General features: G+C 69.1%; 21 protein-coding genes. 10 read left to right on the forward strand and 11 right to left on the reverse strand.

Annotated elements, in window-relative coordinates:
• The first annotated feature begins 14 nt into the window (after positions 1-14).
• Entirely contained in the window at positions 15-284 is a 270-nt protein-coding gene (locus tag NXI30_24105; GenBank protein MCR9097314.1) for a hypothetical protein, read from the forward strand.
• A gap of 25 nt (positions 285-309) precedes the next feature.
• Here NXI30_24105 and hspQ read toward each other — a convergent pair whose 3' ends face one another.
• Positions 310-633, reverse strand: coding sequence for a heat shock protein HspQ (gene hspQ, locus NXI30_24110; protein ID MCR9097315.1), 324 nt, complete (start codon positions 631-633; stop codon positions 310-312).
• Positions 634-736: 103 nt separating this feature from the next.
• Between hspQ and NXI30_24115 the strand changes: the two genes are divergently transcribed.
• Together NXI30_24115 and NXI30_24120 are read left to right on the forward strand one after the other, a co-directional pair.
• A complete protein-coding gene (locus tag NXI30_24115) occupies positions 737-1231 on the forward strand; it encodes a histidine phosphatase family protein (GenBank protein ID MCR9097316.1) in 495 nt (164 codons plus the stop codon).
• Positions 1232-1254: 23 nt separating this feature from the next.
• On the forward strand, positions 1255-1641 hold the full coding sequence (locus tag NXI30_24120) for an MAPEG family protein (GenBank protein ID MCR9097317.1): 387 nt from the start codon (positions 1255-1257) through the stop codon (positions 1639-1641).
• Positions 1642-1660: 19 nt separating this feature from the next.
• Here the strand turns inward: NXI30_24120 and NXI30_24125 are convergent, their stop codons facing one another.
• Complete coding sequence (locus tag NXI30_24125) at positions 1661-2716, reverse strand: alanine racemase (GenBank protein MCR9097318.1); 1056 nt, start codon at positions 2714-2716, stop codon at positions 1661-1663.
• 152 nt (positions 2717-2868) lie between these two features.
• Here NXI30_24125 and NXI30_24130 point away from each other — a divergent pair, with 152 nt between their 5' ends.
• Positions 2869-3450 carry an HD domain-containing protein gene (locus NXI30_24130; GenBank protein ID MCR9097319.1) on the forward strand — a complete coding sequence of 194 codons (582 nt, stop codon included), beginning with the start codon at positions 2869-2871 and terminating at the stop codon, positions 3448-3450.
• 168 nt (positions 3451-3618) lie between these two features.
• Positions 3619-4089 (forward strand): hypothetical protein, encoded by a 471-nt coding sequence (locus NXI30_24135; protein ID MCR9097320.1) that lies wholly within the window; start codon positions 3619-3621, stop codon positions 4087-4089.
• A gap of 160 nt (positions 4090-4249) precedes the next feature.
• Here NXI30_24135 and NXI30_24140 read toward each other — a convergent pair whose 3' ends face one another.
• Together NXI30_24140 and NXI30_24145 are read right to left on the reverse strand one after the other, a co-directional pair.
• Entirely contained in the window at positions 4250-4945 is a 696-nt protein-coding gene (locus tag NXI30_24140; GenBank protein ID MCR9097321.1) for an EthD domain-containing protein, read from the reverse strand.
• A 32-nt stretch (positions 4946-4977) separates the two neighbouring features.
• Positions 4978-5985 carry an HDOD domain-containing protein gene (locus tag NXI30_24145; GenBank protein ID MCR9097322.1) on the reverse strand — a complete coding sequence of 336 codons (1008 nt, stop codon included), beginning with the start codon at positions 5983-5985 and terminating at the stop codon, positions 4978-4980.
• Positions 5986-6211: 226 nt separating this feature from the next.
• On the opposite strand from NXI30_24145, the gene NXI30_24150 reads away from it, so the two are divergent.
• A complete protein-coding gene (locus NXI30_24150) occupies positions 6212-7657 on the forward strand; it encodes a caspase family protein (protein MCR9097323.1) in 1446 nt (481 codons plus the stop codon).
• 24 nt (positions 7658-7681) lie between these two features.
• Here the strand turns inward: NXI30_24150 and NXI30_24155 are convergent, their stop codons facing one another.
• The 3 genes from NXI30_24155 to moaA all read right to left on the reverse strand — a co-directional run bounded on the left by NXI30_24155 (position 7682) and on the right by moaA (position 11651).
• Positions 7682-8833: a HEAT repeat domain-containing protein gene (locus NXI30_24155; protein ID MCR9097324.1), complete on the reverse strand. Its 1152-nt coding sequence runs from the start codon at positions 8831-8833 to the stop codon at positions 7682-7684.
• Positions 8834-10474, reverse strand: a complete 1641-nt coding sequence (locus tag NXI30_24160) for a neutral/alkaline non-lysosomal ceramidase N-terminal domain-containing protein (protein MCR9097325.1) — start codon at positions 10472-10474, stop codon at positions 8834-8836.
• Between the two features lie 91 nt (positions 10475-10565).
• Positions 10566-11651, reverse strand: coding sequence for a GTP 3',8-cyclase MoaA (moaA, locus tag NXI30_24165; GenBank protein ID MCR9097326.1), 1086 nt, complete (start codon positions 11649-11651; stop codon positions 10566-10568).
• Between the two features lie 208 nt (positions 11652-11859).
• Here moaA and NXI30_24170 point away from each other — a divergent pair, with 208 nt between their 5' ends.
• Together NXI30_24170 and NXI30_24175 are read left to right on the forward strand one after the other, a co-directional pair.
• A complete protein-coding gene (locus tag NXI30_24170) occupies positions 11860-12366 on the forward strand; it encodes an Rrf2 family transcriptional regulator (GenBank protein ID MCR9097327.1) in 507 nt (168 codons plus the stop codon).
• 31 nt (positions 12367-12397) lie between these two features.
• Positions 12398-12727, forward strand: coding sequence for an iron-sulfur cluster assembly accessory protein (locus NXI30_24175; GenBank protein ID MCR9097328.1), 330 nt, complete (start codon positions 12398-12400; stop codon positions 12725-12727).
• Positions 12728-12733: 6 nt separating this feature from the next.
• Here the strand turns inward: NXI30_24175 and NXI30_24180 are convergent, their stop codons facing one another.
• The gene (locus tag NXI30_24180) at positions 12734-13354 is read right to left on the reverse strand and encodes an ATP-dependent Clp protease proteolytic subunit (GenBank protein ID MCR9097329.1); all 621 of its coding nucleotides are present in this window, start codon (positions 13352-13354) and stop codon (positions 12734-12736) included.
• A gap of 220 nt (positions 13355-13574) precedes the next feature.
• Between NXI30_24180 and NXI30_24185 the strand changes: the two genes are divergently transcribed.
• Together NXI30_24185 and NXI30_24190 are read left to right on the forward strand one after the other, a co-directional pair.
• The gene (locus NXI30_24185; protein MCR9097330.1) at positions 13575-15152 is read left to right on the forward strand and encodes a long-chain-fatty-acid--CoA ligase; all 1578 of its coding nucleotides are present in this window, start codon (positions 13575-13577) and stop codon (positions 15150-15152) included.
• Positions 15153-15198: 46 nt separating this feature from the next.
• Entirely contained in the window at positions 15199-16110 is a 912-nt protein-coding gene (locus NXI30_24190; GenBank protein ID MCR9097331.1) for a DUF1295 domain-containing protein, read from the forward strand.
• A gap of 124 nt (positions 16111-16234) precedes the next feature.
• On the opposite strand, the gene NXI30_24195 is transcribed toward NXI30_24190, so the two are convergent.
• The 3 genes from NXI30_24195 to NXI30_24205 form a co-directional block, all read right to left on the reverse strand.
• The gene (locus tag NXI30_24195) at positions 16235-16597 is read right to left on the reverse strand and encodes a TerB family tellurite resistance protein (protein MCR9097332.1); all 363 of its coding nucleotides are present in this window, start codon (positions 16595-16597) and stop codon (positions 16235-16237) included.
• Between the two features lie 258 nt (positions 16598-16855).
• On the reverse strand, positions 16856-17422 hold the full coding sequence (locus NXI30_24200) for a winged helix-turn-helix domain-containing protein (GenBank protein MCR9097333.1): 567 nt from the start codon (positions 17420-17422) through the stop codon (positions 16856-16858).
• Between the two features lie 138 nt (positions 17423-17560).
• On the reverse strand, positions 17561-18088 hold the full coding sequence (locus tag NXI30_24205; GenBank protein MCR9097334.1) for a glycine cleavage system protein R: 528 nt from the start codon (positions 18086-18088) through the stop codon (positions 17561-17563).
• Positions 18089-18513: the final 425 nt, after the last annotated feature.

The raw sequence follows: 18513 nt of genomic DNA on the forward strand, positions 1-18513 counted from the left end.
GCAGAGGGGGAACGATGACCGATGGATCCGCGCGCGTGCTTCGCCACCTCGGCGTGGTCGGCTTCCTCGCGATTGCCGTCGTCCTGGCGAGCTGCGAACGCACTCCCTCGAAGTCCGACTACGTGAGCGCGCAGGTGACGGCGCTCTGCGAGGGGCAGATCGGCAACGAGCTGCGTGCCTGCCGGATCGCGGTGATCAAGCAGTTCCAGGACATGCCCCTCGAAGAGATGAAGCGCCGTTTCCCGCCGCCGGAGCCGCGCTCGCGACCGAGCTGCGGTTTCTAGCCAGCGCACGACCGCGGAAGAGCGCTCAGTTCTGGACCCGATCCTTGGGGACGTAGGCCCCTTCCTCGAAGCCATCGAAGACGAGGTCGAGCTGGGGATGCCGGCAGGGTCCGTGCACGCCATCGTGCACGAGGTTCTGTTCGGACACGCAGGCCACGTAGGTGGAGTCGTCGGTCTCGGCGAAGAGATGGTAGTAGGGCTGGTCCTTGGGGGGCCGGACCTCCTCGGGAATCGAGAGCCACCACTCCTCGGTGTGGTTGAAGCGCGGGTCGACGTCGAAGACGACGCCGCGAAAGGGACGGAAGCGGTGGGCGACGATCTCCCCGATTCCGAACTTCGCTTCGCGCATGCATCCGTCTCCCACGCCGCCGGCGGCGAACCCGGCGAACGATCGAAGGATAGCCCCTGGCCCTTCGCGGCGTCGCGACCGAAGGCCTGCTAGTCCTTCCGGCATGCCGCGCACCCTGATCCTCATGCGCCACGCGAAGCAGAGCGCGCTCGCCGCGCGCGATCACGAGCGTCCGTTGACCGACGAAGGGCGGGAGGCGGCCCACCGGGTGGGCGAGACCCTTCGACGCGAAGGGCGGATACCGGACCACGCGCTCTCCTCGACCGCCCTGCGGTGTCGACAGACCTGGGAATGCGTGTCCGCGGCTTTCGACGCGCCCCGCGAGGCGACCTTCGAGGCGAGCCTCTACAATGCGAGCGCCGCCGGGCTCCTCGACGGGCTCACGCTCGTCGACGAACGGGTCGAGACGCTCCTCCTGCTCGCGCACAACCCGGGGATCTCCGTGCTGGCCCTCGAGCTCGCCGGCGGCGACGACGCGGCGCGCGACGTCCTGCGCAGCGGTTTCACCCCCGCGACCACCGCTCGCTTCGAAATCGAAGGCCCCTGGTCGACGGTCTCGCCGCGGTCCGCTCGATTCCTCCGCTTCGAACCCCGATAGGCGAAAAACCCGGGAGGCCTCGCATGACCGTTCCGTTCTGGTGCCTCGTGATCGTGATGTTCATCCCGATTCCCCTTGCCCTCACGGGCTTCGCCGTGCGGACGCGCACGCTCGAGGAAGCGGACAACAAGACGCCGCGCCGCCAGATCCGGTCACTCGAGGGCTTCCCGGCGCGCCTCTACGGCGCCCAGGAGAACAGCTGGGAGGCGACGATCCTCTTCGCGCCGACGGTGATCATGACCCATCTCGCCGGCGTCGACCCTGCGGAGGCGGCGCCCTGGGCGATCGGGTTCGTGCTCCTGCGGATCCTCCACATCGCGCTGTACCTGCTCGACCTCGACCTCCTGCGCTCGGTCGTGTTCGCGGCTTCGATGGTCCCGCTGGTGACGATGCTCGCGAAGGCGGCGTGAGCGACCGCGGTCGCTCCGCCTACAGCCAGCCGCGCAGGTCGATCGGCCACTCGTCGACGACGTGTTCACCGTCGGCCACGTAGAGCCGGTCGTGGTATGCGAGGGTCGGATCGACGTGGGCCGGCACCAGCCGGATCCGGTCGCCGACCTTCGGACTCGCGCCGAGCTCCCAGCCGATCGGCGACGGCGCCGTCTCCTCCTCTGCGCGGCCGGGGACGAAGGTCACGTGTTCGTCGGAACAGAAGAGGACGCGACCGCCCGGGAGGGCCGGATTGCCGTGATCCATACCGAACGCCTTGAGGCCGGCATCGCCGATCACGTACCCCGCGCCGGCGGGCGCGATCGAGACCACGGTCGAGAGCACGAAGAAAGCCTGACTGAACGGAAGATCGAGGGTCGCGTAGGCCGTATCCATAAGCGCATAGGAGCCCGCCTGGATCTCGTTCGCCCACGTGTTGCAGTCGTACGTGCCCGTGCCCCCGGCGGAGAGGATGTCCCCGCCGACGTCGGCGTGGGCCGCGACGAGCTGCTCCATGCTCGCGCGACAGCCCGCTTCGCGCGCCGCGCGATCCGCGTTGCCGACCACGTGCCCCTCATAGCCCATGACGCCGCGCACCTCGAGTCCAACGGCCCGCGCGCGCTCGGCGAGGCGCCCGGCCTCGTCCGGCGCGCAGCCACAGCGCGGCAGGCCCACGTTCACGTCGACGAGCACCTCGCGGACGCCGCCGCGGACCGCTGCCTCGATCGTCTCCTCGGAGTCGACGGCGACGGTCACCCGCGCGCCCTCCGCCGCGACCACGCCGAGCCGCCTCGCGTCGAGGACCTCGTTCGCCAGCAGCAGGTCCTGACCGAGTCCCGCTGCCGCCATGCCCTCGATCTCGCGGATCGTCGCGGCGCAGAAAGTCGCGTGCCCGTGCGCCACCTGACGCTTCGCGAGGGCCGTGCACTTGTGGGCCTTCACGTGAGGCCGGAGCGCGGCCCCCGGATGCGCCTCGGCCATCGTGGCGAGGTTCGCTTCGAGGCGCGCGCCGTCGACGACGAGGGCCGGAGTGGGCAGGTCTTCGATCCGGGTCACGACGCCTCCTCGGGCGCAGTCTCGGAGCAACGCCGGCGCCCGGCGGGAGAATCGCAGAAAGCCCGCGCCTCGGCCGGCGGCGGGCCCGACCCCGAGTCCCTGAGGCCGAACGACGATCCGGTATCTTCCGGCCAACCCACGAGGAGATCCCGATGAGTGCCGAACCGACCGCCGAGGCCCGCGCGTCCTTCCATCAGATGAAGCACGGAACGAAGGAGGACTGGCAGATCATCGGCGGAAACCACGCGAAGCTCTGCGAAGGAACGGCGGACCGCGTGCTGGCCCACCTCCGCCTGCTCGACGGCGACTACGGCGGCTTCGCCGTGGACCGACTGACCCACAGCCTGCAGACGGCGACCCTCGCGATCCGCGACGGCCGGGACGACGAGTACGTCGTCGCCGCCCTCCTCCACGACATCGGCGACACCCTCGCCCCGAACAACCATCCCGAGGTCGGCGCGGCGATCCTGCGCCCCTTCGTCTCGCCCCGCGTCCACTGGATCGTCCAGCACCACGGCGTCTTCCAGGGGTACTACTTCTGGCACCACATCGGAATGGACCGGGACGCCCGCGACCAGTTCGCCGGCCACGAGTGGTACGACGACTGTGCCGAGTTCTGCGAGCTCTACGACCAGGCCGCCTTCGACCCGGCCGGCGAGACCATGCCGCTCGAGGAGTTCGAGCCGATCGTGCGCCGCGTCCTTCACACCCGGACCGGGATGGTGACGGGCTGACCCCGGCGGCATGACGCGATCGCCGAAGCGGAACGCCTGATCGGAACATCCGAGGGGATTCCGGCGCCGGATCCGGATTGTGACGCAGCGCAGGGGCGGGGCATTTGCTACTCCGGGAAGGCACGCGCGCGCCGATCGCGAAGCGCCCTTCCTCACCAGGAGCCCCCCATGTCCAATCCGATCTCGACCCTCCCGAACGCCACCGAACCGGAAGACGACCGCCCGGAGCTCGAGGTCGACGATCTCGACGCCGCGGCCGAGACCACGCTCGAGGTCGACGATTCCGTCGCTGACGAAGGCGACGCGACGGACGCTTCCGCCGCCGAGACGCCCGGCGAAGAGGAGAAGTCGTCGCGCGGCGGATCGGGCCTGGTCCTGATCGTCCTCGCCGGTCTGCTGCTCGGCTCCGTGGCGATCAACCTCAAGCAGTCCCGCGACGTCGCGACGCTCGAAGCGCGCAGCTCGGAGTACGAGCAGGCCCTCGCCGCCGCCGTCGAGCGGATCGATTCCGAGTCCGCCCGCGCCGACGGCGCGGAAGCCGCCCTGGATCGCGTCGACAGCGCCGTCGACGTGGTCAACGAGCGCGTACTCGGTCTCCAGGAAGCGCTCGACGGGCTCCGCGAAGCGACTCTTCGTTAGGGAAGCGTGGGCGCTTCGCCTTCGGAGCGCCCTGCCTCGCGGCGACGTCGGGGGCAGTCCTCCGCCCGCTCGGCACCCACGCCGGCGCGGCGACGAGAGCGATGAGGCCGCATCCAGGCGTCCGTCCCGCGGTGCGGGCACGGGCGGGCCGTCGGCTCGGTCAATAGAACCGGTACTCGCTCATCGGATGCGAGTCGACTTTCTGCATGTCGAGGAAGGCGTTGCAGCTGTCGACCATCTGCTTCAGGTGGTCCTGGTACTTCGCATCGTCCCCGACGGCGTCGTAGAAGGCCTGGGGGTCCTCGAGCGCCGCGAGCGGGAAGCCCTCCTCGACGATCCCGCCCCACGGCGGGGCGCCGTCCGTCAGCGGACGAACGACTTCGTTGCGGACGTAGGAGAACGTCGACTGGACGGCGATGGCCACGTCCCGGTGCACCCTCTCCCAGGTCGTCACGAAGGTCTCGTGGTCGACGCCGGGCTTGGGCTCGATGCATCCGACCAGACTGAAGCCGGGCATGCGCTGGCCCACGCCGCCTTCGGGCGTGCTCGTCCGAAGTGGATGGGACTCGACGACGAGATAGCCGGCGAGGCGATCACAGACCGACGTGAGCGCCGCCTCCACCGGCGCCCGGTCCTGGCAGCACTCGAGCCAGAACGTCACGAGCGCGTCCGGCCGCAGGCTCCCGAGATGGAGCCCCGCGCCCGCGGCGACGTCGGAGTCGGTGGCGCTCACCTTGAGCCGCGTCGCCTGCGCCTCTTCGAGCGGTCTCGGGAGTTCCTCGATCAGGCGATCCCGGAAGTCGTCCACGGACAGGTTCGGGTCGTCGTTCCAGAGCAGGTAGGCGAGCTTTTCCATGACGCGGAGCGTATGGAAAGCGCGGCGCGAATTCAGCCTCGGCCGAGCCCGATCGCCTCGAGGGCCTGCTCCGACTCTTCGCGGATCAGGCCGAGCGTCTTCTCGTCGAGGGAGAGCGCCTCGCGCGCCTGGATCAGCGTCTTCGCCCCGGTCTTGTCGAGGGTGGTGTAGGAGCGGATGCAGTCCGCCTCGTGCTCGCTCAGCTGCTCGAGCGCGGCGCCCTCCTTCGGCAGGATCCCGAGGCCGAAGAAGTGGGACATCTCGTTGGCCAGGGCGATCGCGGCGGAGAGGGGATGGGGCTGGCCGCCGATCATGACCTGATGGTGATTGGCGATCGCCAGCTGGATGTCGGCGGGCAGATCCCAGTGCTTCGCCATCAGCTCGCCGGCACGCATGTGCACCCGCTCGACCGCCGGCCAGATCGAGATCAGATCCGGCGGCGACTTCCGGCGGCCCTTCGACTCGGAGAGCGCGAGCAGCGTGCCCGCGATCCCGACGTCGTGCATGAGCCCCCCCATGAAGGCGAATTCCGATTCGAGGGTCGTGTACTTCGTGAGGATGCGCGAGAAGTGGGCGGTCGCCGTCGCGTGCTGGCGCAGGAGCTCCATCGTATCGCCGTAGTCTTCGGACTTGAACACGCGCATGTTCATCGCGATCTCCATCACGATGTCGCGGATGGTCCCCAGGCCGATCCGCATGGTCGCCTCCCGGAGCGACGTGATCTTCACGGCCCCGGCGAGCCCGACCGTGCCGACCAGCTTGAGCACGCGCCCCGCGATCATGCTGTCCTGCTCGAGGAGCGAGACCACGTCGTCGATCTCGACGTCGGCGCGCTGGGAGAGCGTCATCAGCTCGACGGCGACGGCGGGCAGCGTCGGCGGGCGGTAGTCCGGCGACTCGATCATCGCGAGGAGCTTCTGGACCATCTCCTCTTCGTCGAGGAGGACGTCGTCGCCTTCGGCGATCGAAGCCTCACCCTGCCCGTAGCCCTCCTCTCCCTTGGACTTCCCGAGCTTCTTCTTCTTGCCGAATAGCGCCACGCTGCCCCCTTGTTCCCCTTTCGGATCGGAGGATGTCCGGGTCGCTTGAGCCGCTGCGCGCAGGTTGCGCCGACGTAGGGCGAACCTCCGAGCAGCCCGCGGGCAGGTCTCGGCCTTCTCCCCGAGGTCGGTACCTCCGGGGCGCGGAACCGATTCCGCGCCCGGCGGCACCCCGTGCGGTAGATTCCAGCAAATGAACCCGTCATCGAACGATTCAGGGGACACCATGCGACTCCGTGCCCTCCTCCTCCTCAGCGCCCTCCTCGCCACCCTCGTCTCCGGCTGTGCCAGCCGGACCGGCGTGATCCCGACCCCGGAGTCGGGGCTGACCGAGAACCCTGCCGAGGGCATCGCCGTCCGGATCGGCGACGTCGTCGATGAACGCCGCTTCGGCGACTTCGCGGGAACCCGCCTCGTTCCGACCCTGACCGGCAATGCCGACGACCCGGTCCGTCGCAGCCGGGCGATCGGGCGCTCGAACACACCCAACGGGACCGCCGGCCACAACGTCTTCCTCGAGCCCAACCGCACCGTCCAGTCCACCACCGCGGACGCCATCGCCCGCGCCCTCCGAAGCGCCGGCTTCCGCGTCCTGGAGAAAGGCGACAAGGGCTACGAGCGCGCGATTCCGGTCGACATCGCCGTCGAGCAGTACTGGATGATGAAGAGCCCGCCGAGCGCGTCGCCCTACGTGCGCGGCGAGATCCGCGCCCGCATCACCAGCCAGCTTCCCGGTCTCAAGACGGGCTCCGTGGTCGAGTCCTACGGCAAGGTCGTCCGCGGCGGCTATACCCGCGGCATGTGGCGCCAGGCGCTCGACAAGGCCCTCGACGATCTGACCGATCGGGCGACCGAGGAACTCGATCACGTTCGCGTCGCGATCGAAGCCACCCCGACCTCGACGCTCCTGCCCCAGGGCCTCGCGATCCTCGACCGTCCCGCTCCCTCGAGCTCGCATGACGTCGACTACGGCAAGTACTACCTGCTCGCGATCGGGATCGACGACTACGACACCCTGCCGCGCCTCAAGACCGCCGTATCCGACGCCCGCGCCGTGTCGGGCCTGCTCGAGACCGCCTACGGCTTCGAGACCGAGATCCTCGAGAACGCCACCCGCGCCGACCTGATCCGCGCGCTCTCGGCCTACCGGGAGAAGGTGGGTCCCCGCGACAACCTGCTGATCTACTACGCCGGCCACGGCTGGAACGACGAGGAGGCGGATCTCGGCTACTGGCTGCCCTCGGATGCGGACCCGGACGACGAGACGAACTGGGTCTCGAACGCGAAGGTCACCTCGATCCTGCGCGCCATGGACGCGAAGCACGTGATGGTCGTCTCGGACAGCTGCTACTCGGGGACCCTCACCCGCGGCATCGCGATCACCCGCAAGGGCCCGTCCCATGTCGAGCGCCTCGCCTCGCGGCGGACCCGCCTGGCCCTCACCTCCGGTGGCAACGAGCCGGTCGTCGACGGCGGCGGCGGAGGCCACTCGGTCTTCGCCAACGCCTTCCTCCGGTCGCTGCGCGAGAACGACGAAGTCCTCGACGCGACCACCCTCCACGCCCAGATCCGCGAGCCGATCATGCGGGACTCGGACCAGACGCCGCAGTTCGGCCCGATCCGGAGCGCACGCCACGAAGACGGCGACTTTCTCTTCGTACGCAGCAAATAGCGTCCGCTCCGCCGCAGGGGAGCGCTAGCGCCCGCTTCGCAGCGCCGCCCCCGCTCGCCGACGCGTCGTCTCATCCGCGTGGTCGGCCGCGGCGCGTTCGAGCACCGCCCGCGCCGACGGACCGCCGATGGTCGAGAGGGACCGAACCGCCGCGCCGCGCAGACGGGGGTCCTCTCGGTCGAGAGCGGCGGCGAGCGCCGGGACCGCCGCCCGCCGCCCCGGACGCCCCAGGGCGATCGCCGCTTCTTCGGCGACCCGGGGATCGTCGCTCGCCAGCAATCCGACGAGGTAGGCGACCACTTCGGGATGGTCACTCCGGCCGGCCGCGCGAAGCGCGCCGGCGCGCTTGCCGGCGGGCGCGCTCTCGACGAAGGCCCGCCACGCGCCTGCGCCCTCGACGAGCCCGGCCGACTCGAGCACCCCGAGGAGCGCGCCGCGGTAGCCCGCCGACAGCGTCCCGTCGCGGACGACCTCGAGCAGTCGGGGCAGATCGGAGGGCTCCAGGAGGCCTCCGCCCCCGGACGACGCCAGGCCCACGAGCACGGTGTTCCCGAGGCGGACATCCCCCGACGTCAGCAGACGCAGGACCGCGCGGCGGGTGAGCGCCCGGCGCGACGTCCGCCCGTCCTCCGCACCGGTCGGCGCCCCGCCGAGCGACTGCGCTCGCACGAGGTCCCGCACCGCAGGGAGCAGGACGTCGCGCGACGTCGCGGTCAGGCGATACGCGTCGTCGTGCTCCTGCCGTGAGACGTGCGTCGGCGCCCCCGGCAGCCCGGCGAGCGAGGCGAGCTCGCCCTCCGATCCCAACCGATCGAGGAAGAGCAGCGCTTCCTGGCCGGCTCGGTAGTCGGCCACGCCATGACCGTGCTGCGCGAACACGATCGTGTCGAAGCTCGCGCCGCCCTTGAGCGTCTCGAGCACCTTCGCGCGGACCACGGGTCGCGAGATCGTCCCGTCCGCCGAGCGAAACGGGCGACCGCTCTCCTCGATCCGGGCGTGGACGATCACCGACGCGTCCGCGACCTGCACGAGGAGGTTCTTCTCGCCGACCTCGATGTGGCCCCACGCGGGGTTGCAGAAGGCCCAGGCGACGAAGACGATCGCGCCGAAGCGAGTCCACCCGGTCGCGGCCCCGCGCACGGCGCGGCTGCGGCGATGCGGAGCGGTGCGCGACACCTATTCGCGGTGGAAGCGGGACGGGTCGTGCAACGCGTCGAGCAGCGGCTCGATCGACGCCGAGATCGTCGGATCGACGTCCGGTCCCACGTTGTTCTGGAAGATCGTGTCGCAGTCGATGTTCGGGAAGAGAGGGCAGAATTCCGGGGCGCCCGCGAGGACGAAGGGGCCACAGGCGTGGCAGGAATCGTCCCACTTCTCTTCGGGCAGCTGGTAGCCGATCAGGTCGTTTCCGAGGCCGATGATGAACGTGTGCTTCGCACCGACCATCCGCTCCCGATAGAGCTCCCCGATCTGCGGGTCGAGCTCGCTCGGCACGACCGCGAAGCTCGCCTCGTTGATCCGGAATCCACCGACCTCCGTCCCCAGATCCTCGCCGAGGGCCTGAGGAATCACGTCGAAGGGCGCCGGGAACGGGAAGCCCACGGATTCGTCCGGCGCGCCGCCGGTGAACAGCCCCGAAGGCAGGACACCGATCCCGATGAAGAAGCGGAAATAGGGATTCGAGAGCGGCAGGAACACCCTCTCGGGCTCCGCGGTTTCGACGCGACCGAGCCAGTGGCCGCGGCGGGGCGAGATGCCCTCCGAGACGCGGTCGCCGAGCTGCTGGCCGTGGACCTCTGCCCACCGGAACGTTCGACGCGGGGCCGCGGCTCCGGTCTCCGGATCCTCGACGTCGATGTCGAGGGGGCCCTGCAGCACGCCCAGGTCGCCGCTGACCCAGATGGCCAGGCCGCCCTCGTTCTCCTCGATGCGCTCGCGCGCGTAGTGCGGGAAGTCCGAGGTGATCAGCGTGTTGTTGCTGCCGAGGCTCTCGGGGTGACTCGCGAAGTTGACGAGGGTCGCGATCGGTTCGAAGGGTCGGCGAAGCTCGGTCACCTGCATGATCGCGAGGCGCGGGTCGATGATCCGGCCGTCGGTGTCCGGGGCGATCAGGTCGTCGCCCACCAGCACGCGGCTGTCGGCGACGCCGAACCCGTCGTCCTCGGGGTCGGATCCGATCGACAGGCCTTCGGAGGTGACCGTGTCGAACTTGATCCGCGCCGGCCGCATGTCCGCGACGGCGTCTTCGACGCAGGAGGCGACGGAGGCGTTCACGAAGTCGAGGTAGCCGAAGTCGAGACCCGACGTGGTCGCGTCGGGGCCCCAGATCCCGATCGTGTCGGGTCCTTCGTGGTTGTGCGTGCTGGAAGCGACGAGGTAGTCGATTCCCGCCGCGGGATCGATCAGACCCCGAATCGTCTCGACCTCCTGGTTGAAGTAGCCGACGAGGTCGAGGGACACGATCGCCACGCGTCCGTCCGCGCCGTCGACGACGACGCCTCGGGCCCAGATCTGGTCGTTGTAACCCGTCGCCTGACGATCGTTTCCGAAGCCGGCCACGTAGACGGGATCGGTGTGGTTGACGGTCCCGGGCACGCCGAAGGTCGCCTCGTACTCGTCCAGGAGGCTCGGGCTGATCGGGGTGATGTCGACCTTGCAGACGCCGACGCGCATCGGCCCCACCGGCCCTGCGCAACGCGAACCGACGAGCGGAATCGCCGCGAGCGCCACGACCAGGAGCGCGGCGCGCCGGAACTTCTGTGACCGGCGGTCGCGTCGGGAGCGAGTCGAGGTTCGATCGGTGTCTGCGCGGTCCATCGCATGCCCTCCCCGCCCGATCCGCCGGACGTCGAATTCATGCTAGGCCCGCAACGACCAAAAGGTCAAGCGAGGAATTTCGCTTTCGACGTCAACCGCCGATGTGGTACATCTCGACGCGCTCGCGCTTCGGCGTCGTCCCGTCCACCTGGAGCAGCCCCGCGCGCTCTTCCGAATAGCGATCCGTGCGGTTCGTCCAGGTCGAGGCGATCACCTGGCGGAGCGTGTCGTCGTCCTTCCCGGCGCGCATCGGCTCACGCAGATCGACCCCGCCGTCCGCGAAGAGACAGGTCACGAGCTGACCCTCGACCGTCAGGCGGGCGCGGGTGCAGTCCCCGCAGAACGGCGAGGACACGCTCGTGATCACGCCGATCTCGCCGCCTCCGTCCGCGTAGCGATAGCGGGACGCGACCTCGCCGCGGTAGTTCGGGTCCGCAGGCTCGAGGGGGATCTCGGCGCCGATCCGCTCGACGATCTCCTTGCCGGTCACGACCTCGTCCCGCTTCCACTCGTTGAGGGTGCCCACGTCCATGAACTCGATGAAGCGCAGGATGTGGCCCGTGCCGTGGAAGTGGCGGGCGAGATCGACAAGGCCGTAGTCGTTCACGCCGCGCTGGACGACGCAGTTGACCTTGATCGGACCGAGACCGGCCTCTTCGGCCGCGGCGATTCCGTCGAGCACGCGGTCGACGTCGAAGCGCTCACCGTTCATCCGGTGGAAGACGTCGGGGTCGAGGCTGTCGAGGGAGACGGTGATCCGATCGAGTCCGGCTTCCGCGAGGTCGTTCGCCCAGCGACGGAGCAGGCTGCCGTTGGTCGTCATGGCCAGATCGAGGTCGACCCCCGCCTCGCGCCCGACCTGCCGCAGGCGCGCGATCAGGTCCTGGATGCCGTGACGCAGGAGCGGCTCGCCGCCGGTGATCCGGAGCTTCTCCACGCCGAAGCCCACGAAGAGACGGACGAGGCGCTCGACCTCTTCGAAGGTCAGGACCTCGTCTCGCTGGAGGAAGGGGTACTTCTCGCCGAAGATCTCCGCCGGCATGCAGTAGGGACAGCGGAAATTGCACTTGTCCGTGACCGAGATGCGCAGGTCGCGGAGCGGCCGAGCGCGGCGGTCCTCGAGGACGGCGAGGGGGTTCTCGTTCGGGGGCACGAGTCGGAAGCTCCAGTCGGGCACGGAAGCGAAAGAGCTTTCGGATCGAGGACATGAAGCCAGAAGCTTCGAGTCCACCCGAGAGCCCGGGCGGCCAGTTTGACAGCGATCGCGCGCCAGCGCCCGCCCGCCAGGCGACCGCGGAGGCCGATTGCCGGCGCCGGACCGGCGCGTTGCGCACGATCCGCCGACCAATCTTGACCGATCGGTATTCTATCTTAGGATCCTGTTCATGCACCTCCTCGCACGGGAAGAAACGGGGCTCCGATGCCTCCTCCAGGTGGCCCTCACCGCGCAGGGCGGGGCCGAGGCCGGCCCGGTCCCGATCGCGCGGATCGCGGAGGCGGAGGGCCTCTCGGACGTCTACGCGGCCAAGCTCCTGCGTCAGCTGCGCCTGGCAGGCCTGGTGGAGAGCGTGCGCGGTGCCAGCGGGGGCTACCGGCTGACGCGCCCGGCCGCCGCGATCAGCGTCTGGGACGCGATCCACGCCCTCGACGAGAGCTTCCTGCCGGGCGCCCGCTGCGACTGCAGCCCGAGCGAGCGCCTCGACTGCCAGCGCACCACGACCTGTGCGGTCACCTCGCTCTGGCGAACGCTGGGCCGCGACATCCGCGCCTCCCTCGAATCCGTTTCCCTCGCCGACCTCTGCGCGGGCGCCCTCGAGACCGAGGAGCCGGTCGCGCTGCCGACGCTGAATGCAGTCCATGCCGCGGCGACCGATCACCGCGCGCCCCTCTAGACGCCCGCCCTACCGACCGAAGGACACGACCATGGTCAATCTCGCCCTCACCGACGCCGCTGCCGAAAAGGCGAAGAAGCTTCTCGCCTCGAGCCCCGAAGACCACACCGCACTCCGCGTCGCCGTCAAGAACGGCGGCTGCAGCGGCATGCGCTACGAGCTGCTCTTCGACGGCGACCGCCGAGACGACGACGACGAGCTCGAGTTCCAGGGGCTGAAGGTCTGGGTCGATCCCGAGAGCGCGACCTTCCTCGACGGAATCACGATCGACTTCTCGGACACGCTCAACGATGCGGGCTTCAAGATCGACAACCCCGCCGCCGAGGAGACCTGCGGCTGCGGCGAGTCCTTCAAGCTCTGAGGAGCGCTACGGAAGCTCGGTCGCGCTCGTGATGACCTTCGAGACGAGACCGTACTCCCGGGCCTCTTCCGCGTTCATCCAGAAGTTACGGTCGCTGTCTCTGGTGACCTTCTCGACATCCTGACCGGTCTCGTTCGCGATCAGGTTGTTGAGGCGCTCGCGGACCTTGAGGATCTCCTCGGCCTCGATCCGGATGTCCGTCGCCTGACCGCCGGCGCCGCCACTCGGCTGGTGGAGCAGGAAGCGCGTGTGCGGCAGCGAGAAGCGTCGCTCCTTCGGCGCGCCGAACAGGATCGGGACCGCGATCGAAGCGCACCAGCCCGCCCCGATCGTGATCACGTCGGATTCGATGAAGCGCAGCATGTCGTGGATCGCGAAGCCCGAGTCCACGTGGCCGCCCTGGGACGTGATCATCACGCGGATCGGGTCGTGGTTGTCCGCGTCGAGGATCAGCAGCTGGCCCATCACCTTCTCGGCCAGCTTCTGGTCCACGGGGCCGTTCACCAGCACGGTCCGGGTCTTGAGCATGCGCAGGCCGAGGACCTCCGAGGGATTTTCGCCCTCTTCCTTCGTCTCGCCCTCGTCGCCCCAGAGGCTCGTGGCCGACTGAAGTCCCCTGGATGTCATGCGATCCCTTCGCTGGCTCATCTCACCCCTCGCTCATCGGGCCGGCTCGGCCCTGCGTGATCCCGGCGGATCGCCGGCTCGCGGACATTAGCAACCCGCCCGACCGATCGCGGCTCCGGGTCCGGTGCGGCCCCCTCCCCGCCCCCGGCGCGGCCTTCTACACTCGCGCTCCGCCGAGCGGCCGCGTCGGCTTCGCACGATCCCCGCCGAGGAGGTTCCCATGGAAGTGCCCATGCTCGTCACCGATTTCCTGGACCGCGCCGTGCGCCTGTACCCGGACAAGACGGCGATCGTCGACGGCCCCCGGACGTATACGTACCGGGAGTTCAACGAACGGGTGGACCGACTCTCGAACGCCCTCCTCGACCTCGGCCTCAAGCGCGGCGACCGGGTCTGCATGCTCAGCCCGAACTCCCACTTCTATCTCGAGAGCTTCTACGCGACCGCCCAGATCGGGATCATCCTCGTCCCGCTCAACTACCGCCTCGTCGCCGCGGACCACGAGTACATCCTGAACCACGCCGGCGTCCGCGCCGTCCTCGTCGACTGGGAATACACGAGCGTCGTGGACGAGATCCGTGACCAGCTCCCGAAGGTCGAGCACTGGATCGTCGCCCAGGACGAAGGCGACGTGCCGCAAGGCTGGACCTGCTGGAACGAGCTCGTCACGAAGGCGAGCGCGACGCCGCCGACCCGCCCCGAGATCGGCGAGAACGAGACCGTCTCGATCAACTACACGAGTGGGACCACGAGCCGCCCCAAGGGCGTGATCATGACCCACCGCAACTCGTACCTGAACGCCTACAACATGATCGTCCACAACGGACTGACCCACGACGACGTCGAGCTCTGGACGCTGCCGATGTTCCACTGCAACGGCTGGGGCGGCGTGTTCGCGATGACCGCCCTGGCCGGCAAGCACGTGATCCTGCGGGCGATCGACGGCGACGAGATCCTGCAGCTGATCGCCGACGAAGGCGTGACCTTCGCTTGCATGGCGCCCGCCGTCCTGCGCACGATCCTCGATACGCCGGACAAGGACCGCTTCGACGTGAAGACGAAGCCGCGCTTCACCGTCGCCGGCGCCCCGCCCCCCTCTGCCTTCATCGAGCGTCTCGAGAAGGAGATGGGCTGGCACTTCATGCAGATCTACGGCCTGACGGAGACCGCCCCGCTGCTCACGATCTCGCGCCCGGACGCCAACTGCGACGCCGAGGACTGGGCGCGACGCTCCCGCGCCGGCGTCGCCGGGATCGGCGTCGATCTGCAGCTCCTCGACGACGACGGCAACCCGGTCCCCAAGGACGGAAAGTCCGTCGGCGAGATCTGCGCCCGGAGCAACGTCGTCTTCGCCGGCTACTACGAGCAGCCGGACCAGACCGACGCCGCCATCTACGACGGCTACTTCCACACGGGCGACCTCGCCGTCTGGGACGAGGTCGAGAACATCCACATCGTCGACCGCAAGAAGGACGTGATCATCTCGGGCGGCGAGAACATCTCGAGCCCGGAGATCGAGGACTGCCTCTTCCAGCACGCGGCGGTCCTCGAATGCGCGGTCATCGGCGTCCCCCATGAGAAGTGGGGCGAGACGCCGGTCGCGCTGATCGTCACCCGCGAAGGGACCTCGGCGACGGAGGACGAGCTGATCGCCCACTGTCGCGACCACCTCGCCCACTTCAAGTGCCCGACGCAGGTCCGCTTCGTCGACGAGCTCCCGCGCACCGCGACGGGCAAGCTCCAGAAGTACAAGCTGCGGGAAGCCTTCTGGGACGGCGATCGCAAGGTCGCCGGCTGAGCCGGCCCCGCCCGAACGACATCCACCGCACGGAGAACGAATCCCCATGAGCGAATCCGCCAACGCAGCGATCCCGCGCCCCCGCGCCCTCGCCCTGATCGTCGCTTCCTACGTCATGGCGATCGGCGCCGGTCTGGCCACCCTCGCGTGGGCCCCGATCGAGGACCCGATCTGGCGCACGTTCGCCGCGGACGCGGTCGCGACGGTCGTGATCTTCGGCTGGAGCATGACCTACGACAACTCGAGCTTCTATGACGCCTACTGGAGCGTGATCCCGCCGCTGATCGTGATCTACTGGATGCTCTTGCCCGAATCCGTTGCCGTGGACGCACGGGCATGGATGATCGTCAGCGTGCTCGTCGTGTGGGGCGCGCGGCTCACCTGGAACTGGACCCGGGGCTGGACCGGCATGGATCACGAGGATTGGCGTTACGCGGACTTCCGCGTGATGTTCCCGCGCACCTATTGGCTCGTCAGCTTCGGCGGCGTCCACTTCTTTCCGACCGTGATCGTCTTCGTCGGTCTGGTCGCCGCCTGGCCCGCCCTCGTGACGAGCGATGCGCCCCTCTCCTGGGTCGATGGCCTCGCCTTCGCGGTCGGCCTCGGCGGGATCGCCTTCGAATGGATCGCCGACGCCCAGCTCCACGCCTTCTCGAAGATCCGCAAGCCCGGGGAGACCCTGCGGACCGGCCTCTGGCGCTACTCGCGCCACCCGAACTATCTCGGCGAGATGATGATCTGGTGGAGCCTCTGGCTCTTCGGGCTCGCCGCCGACCCGGGCTTCGCGAAGCTCGCCGTCCTTGCCCCGCTGGCGATGACGGCGATGTTCCTGGGCTTCAGCATCCCCGCGCTCGAGAAGCGCTCCCTCGAGCGCCGCGCCAACTATCAGGAAGTCATCGACTCCACGTCGATGCTCATCCCGCTCCCGCCCCGGCGCCCGAAGACCTCCAAGGCCTGATCCCGAGCGCCCGCAGGCGACCAGGCAGAGGCCCCGACTCGCCGAGCGCCCGCAGGCGACCAGGCAGAGGCCCCGACTCGCCGAGCGCCCGCAGGCGAAGGATGAGTCGCCCGCAGGCGACGGATCAGCCGATGAGCTGCTTGAAGATCTCGAGGGATTCCCGCTCTTCGTCCGAGACTTCGCCGTCGGCTTCGATCAGGCCCTCGATCTCCTTGACGAAGATGCGGCGGTGGGCCGGGGGAATGGACATCGGGTCGAGGTCGTCGAGGCTCGGCGGGCGTTCGAGCCACTGCTGAACCTTCAGGTCCTCTTCCTCGTCGAGGTCCAGACGACGGATCAGGCGGGAGATGAAGGTGCGTTCCTCGGGCCGGATCTCGAGGTCTGCCCAGGCGAAGGAACAGACGAACTCGACCAGCCGGAGTCGGTCACGTCGATCGAGCTGTTCGAGCATCCATTCCTCTCGGGGCGGCACGGCCTCGGACGTCATGCCGCGCAAATCGTGGCGGGGAATCCACCGCTCCCCTTCGCCGCCGAGAGGTGTGTCACCGGGACCTTCCGTGAGGTCGGGGTCCGCCTCCCCTTGCGGGCGCGCCGAGCTTAAACGGATCACATTGCCCACGCCAACCTCCTCCCGAAGTCATTCTGACATGACGTCAGGATGCGGTGGGGATTTTCTCGCTGACTCAGGGACCGAAGCCGTCCGGTCTCGGATCGACGGCCCGTGCGATGGGGAAATGCCGCGACGTCAGCGCGACACATTGTCGCTTCGCCCCGCCGCATCGTGCTCGTCGGCGCGCGCTGCGTCCATCGCTCTCGCCGACTCCACCCGTCGCATCGGCGCACGCGCCGGGCCGCTCGCCTCCTCGCAGAGCCGATCGAGCAGCGGCGCCACCCGCTTGCCTTCCGTCACGCCGTGACGCCGAAGTGTGTCGGAAAGCGCCTTCCGAAGCGCCGGCCTCGCTCCTGCTCGGTCGCGCAACGCGCCCGTGTCCTCCACTGGGGCGACGAACTGGTAGCCACGCGCGTGAACGGTCCGGATCGAGCCCGCCTCGCCAGCGGGCTCTTCGAGGGCGGTTCGAAGCTCGTTCACCAGGCCGGAGAGCGAGCCGGGGCCCACGTTCGTGTGGCCCCAGACGACCCGGACGAGCTCCTCGCGTGACACGACGCGATGACGGTGCGCGACGAGATGGGCGAGGAGATCGAACGCCTTCGGACGGAGCGCCACGGGTCGCCCATCGCGGCTCAGGTGATAGGTCTCGGGATCGAGCTCGAAGCGGCGGAAGCGAATCGGCATGCGATGCAGGAATAACATCGTCGCTTCCAGCGGCGGATCATCTCGCGATCGGCTCGCCCTCGATCGTCTCGGCCGTACGAGGCGGCACGCGGAAGCCGGGAGAGGATGTACGGAGAGCCGCGGGCCGGCCGGGGAAATCCGCCACCCGCGACGGCCTCAGTCGAAGGCCTCGAGGTTCACGTCGACCATCAGCTCGTCGGCCAGCCGCTCGAGCGCGTCGCGAATCCGGTCGAGATCGACGTCCTCCGGCGGCGCGAGCTCGGCCTCCGCACGGAAGAGCGGCTCTCCGGACATCGGTGCACTCTCGACGACGGTCCGCAGGTCCTGGACGCTCACGCCGAGGGCGGCGAGCGCGCTCGAGATCTCGCGAACGATGCCGGGGCGATCCTGCCCGACCAGCTCGAGGCGGATCGAACGACGGTGGTCGACGGCGGCGAGGGACCAGTCGCTGTCGACGACGCTGGCGGAGAGCCCGCGCGCGGCGAGACCCGGGAGCGCTTCGATCAGGCCGTCCGCACGGGCGTCGGGGAGGTGGATCTGGACGACGCCGGCGAAATGCCCGGCCAGGCGCGCCATCCGGCTCTCGTCCCAGCTGCCCTCGTGGCTCGCCACGAGGTCCGCCAGGGCTTCCACGAGACCCGGCCGATCCTCCCCGATCACCGTCAGAACGAGCGCCCGTGCCATCTTCTCTCCTCAAACGAAATCGTCGTATTTTCAGCCACTTAGCGACTCAGTCGCAAAAAAGTGACACCGGAAGCGAAAAAAGTTCGCCACTCCGCTCCCTGAATCGGCACTTCCTATTCAGAACAAGCCGATATCCCCTTCCCAGGGAGGCCCGACGTGTCCTGGACACGTCGGGTCGCTTATTTCTGGGGTCCGCAAACCGGGGGAATCCGCCGTACGGGCCGTTTCGCCCGCCGCTCCCGGCCGGCAGCCGCGGCCAACCACGAGCAGCAGAGCCTATCCCGCCGACCGGCTCTCCGCGAAGCGGACCAGCGCGCCCATCGGGCGGTTCGGATAGCAGAGACGACCGTTCTCCCGGAGCGTGGCCGGCGCGGCGTTGTCCGGATTCGAAGCGACCAGCTCGGTCACCGCGAGCACGGGCTTGC

The organism is bacterium (assembly GCA_024742285.1).
GTDB lineage: Bacteria > Myxococcota_A > UBA9160 > UBA9160 > UBA4427 > UBA4427.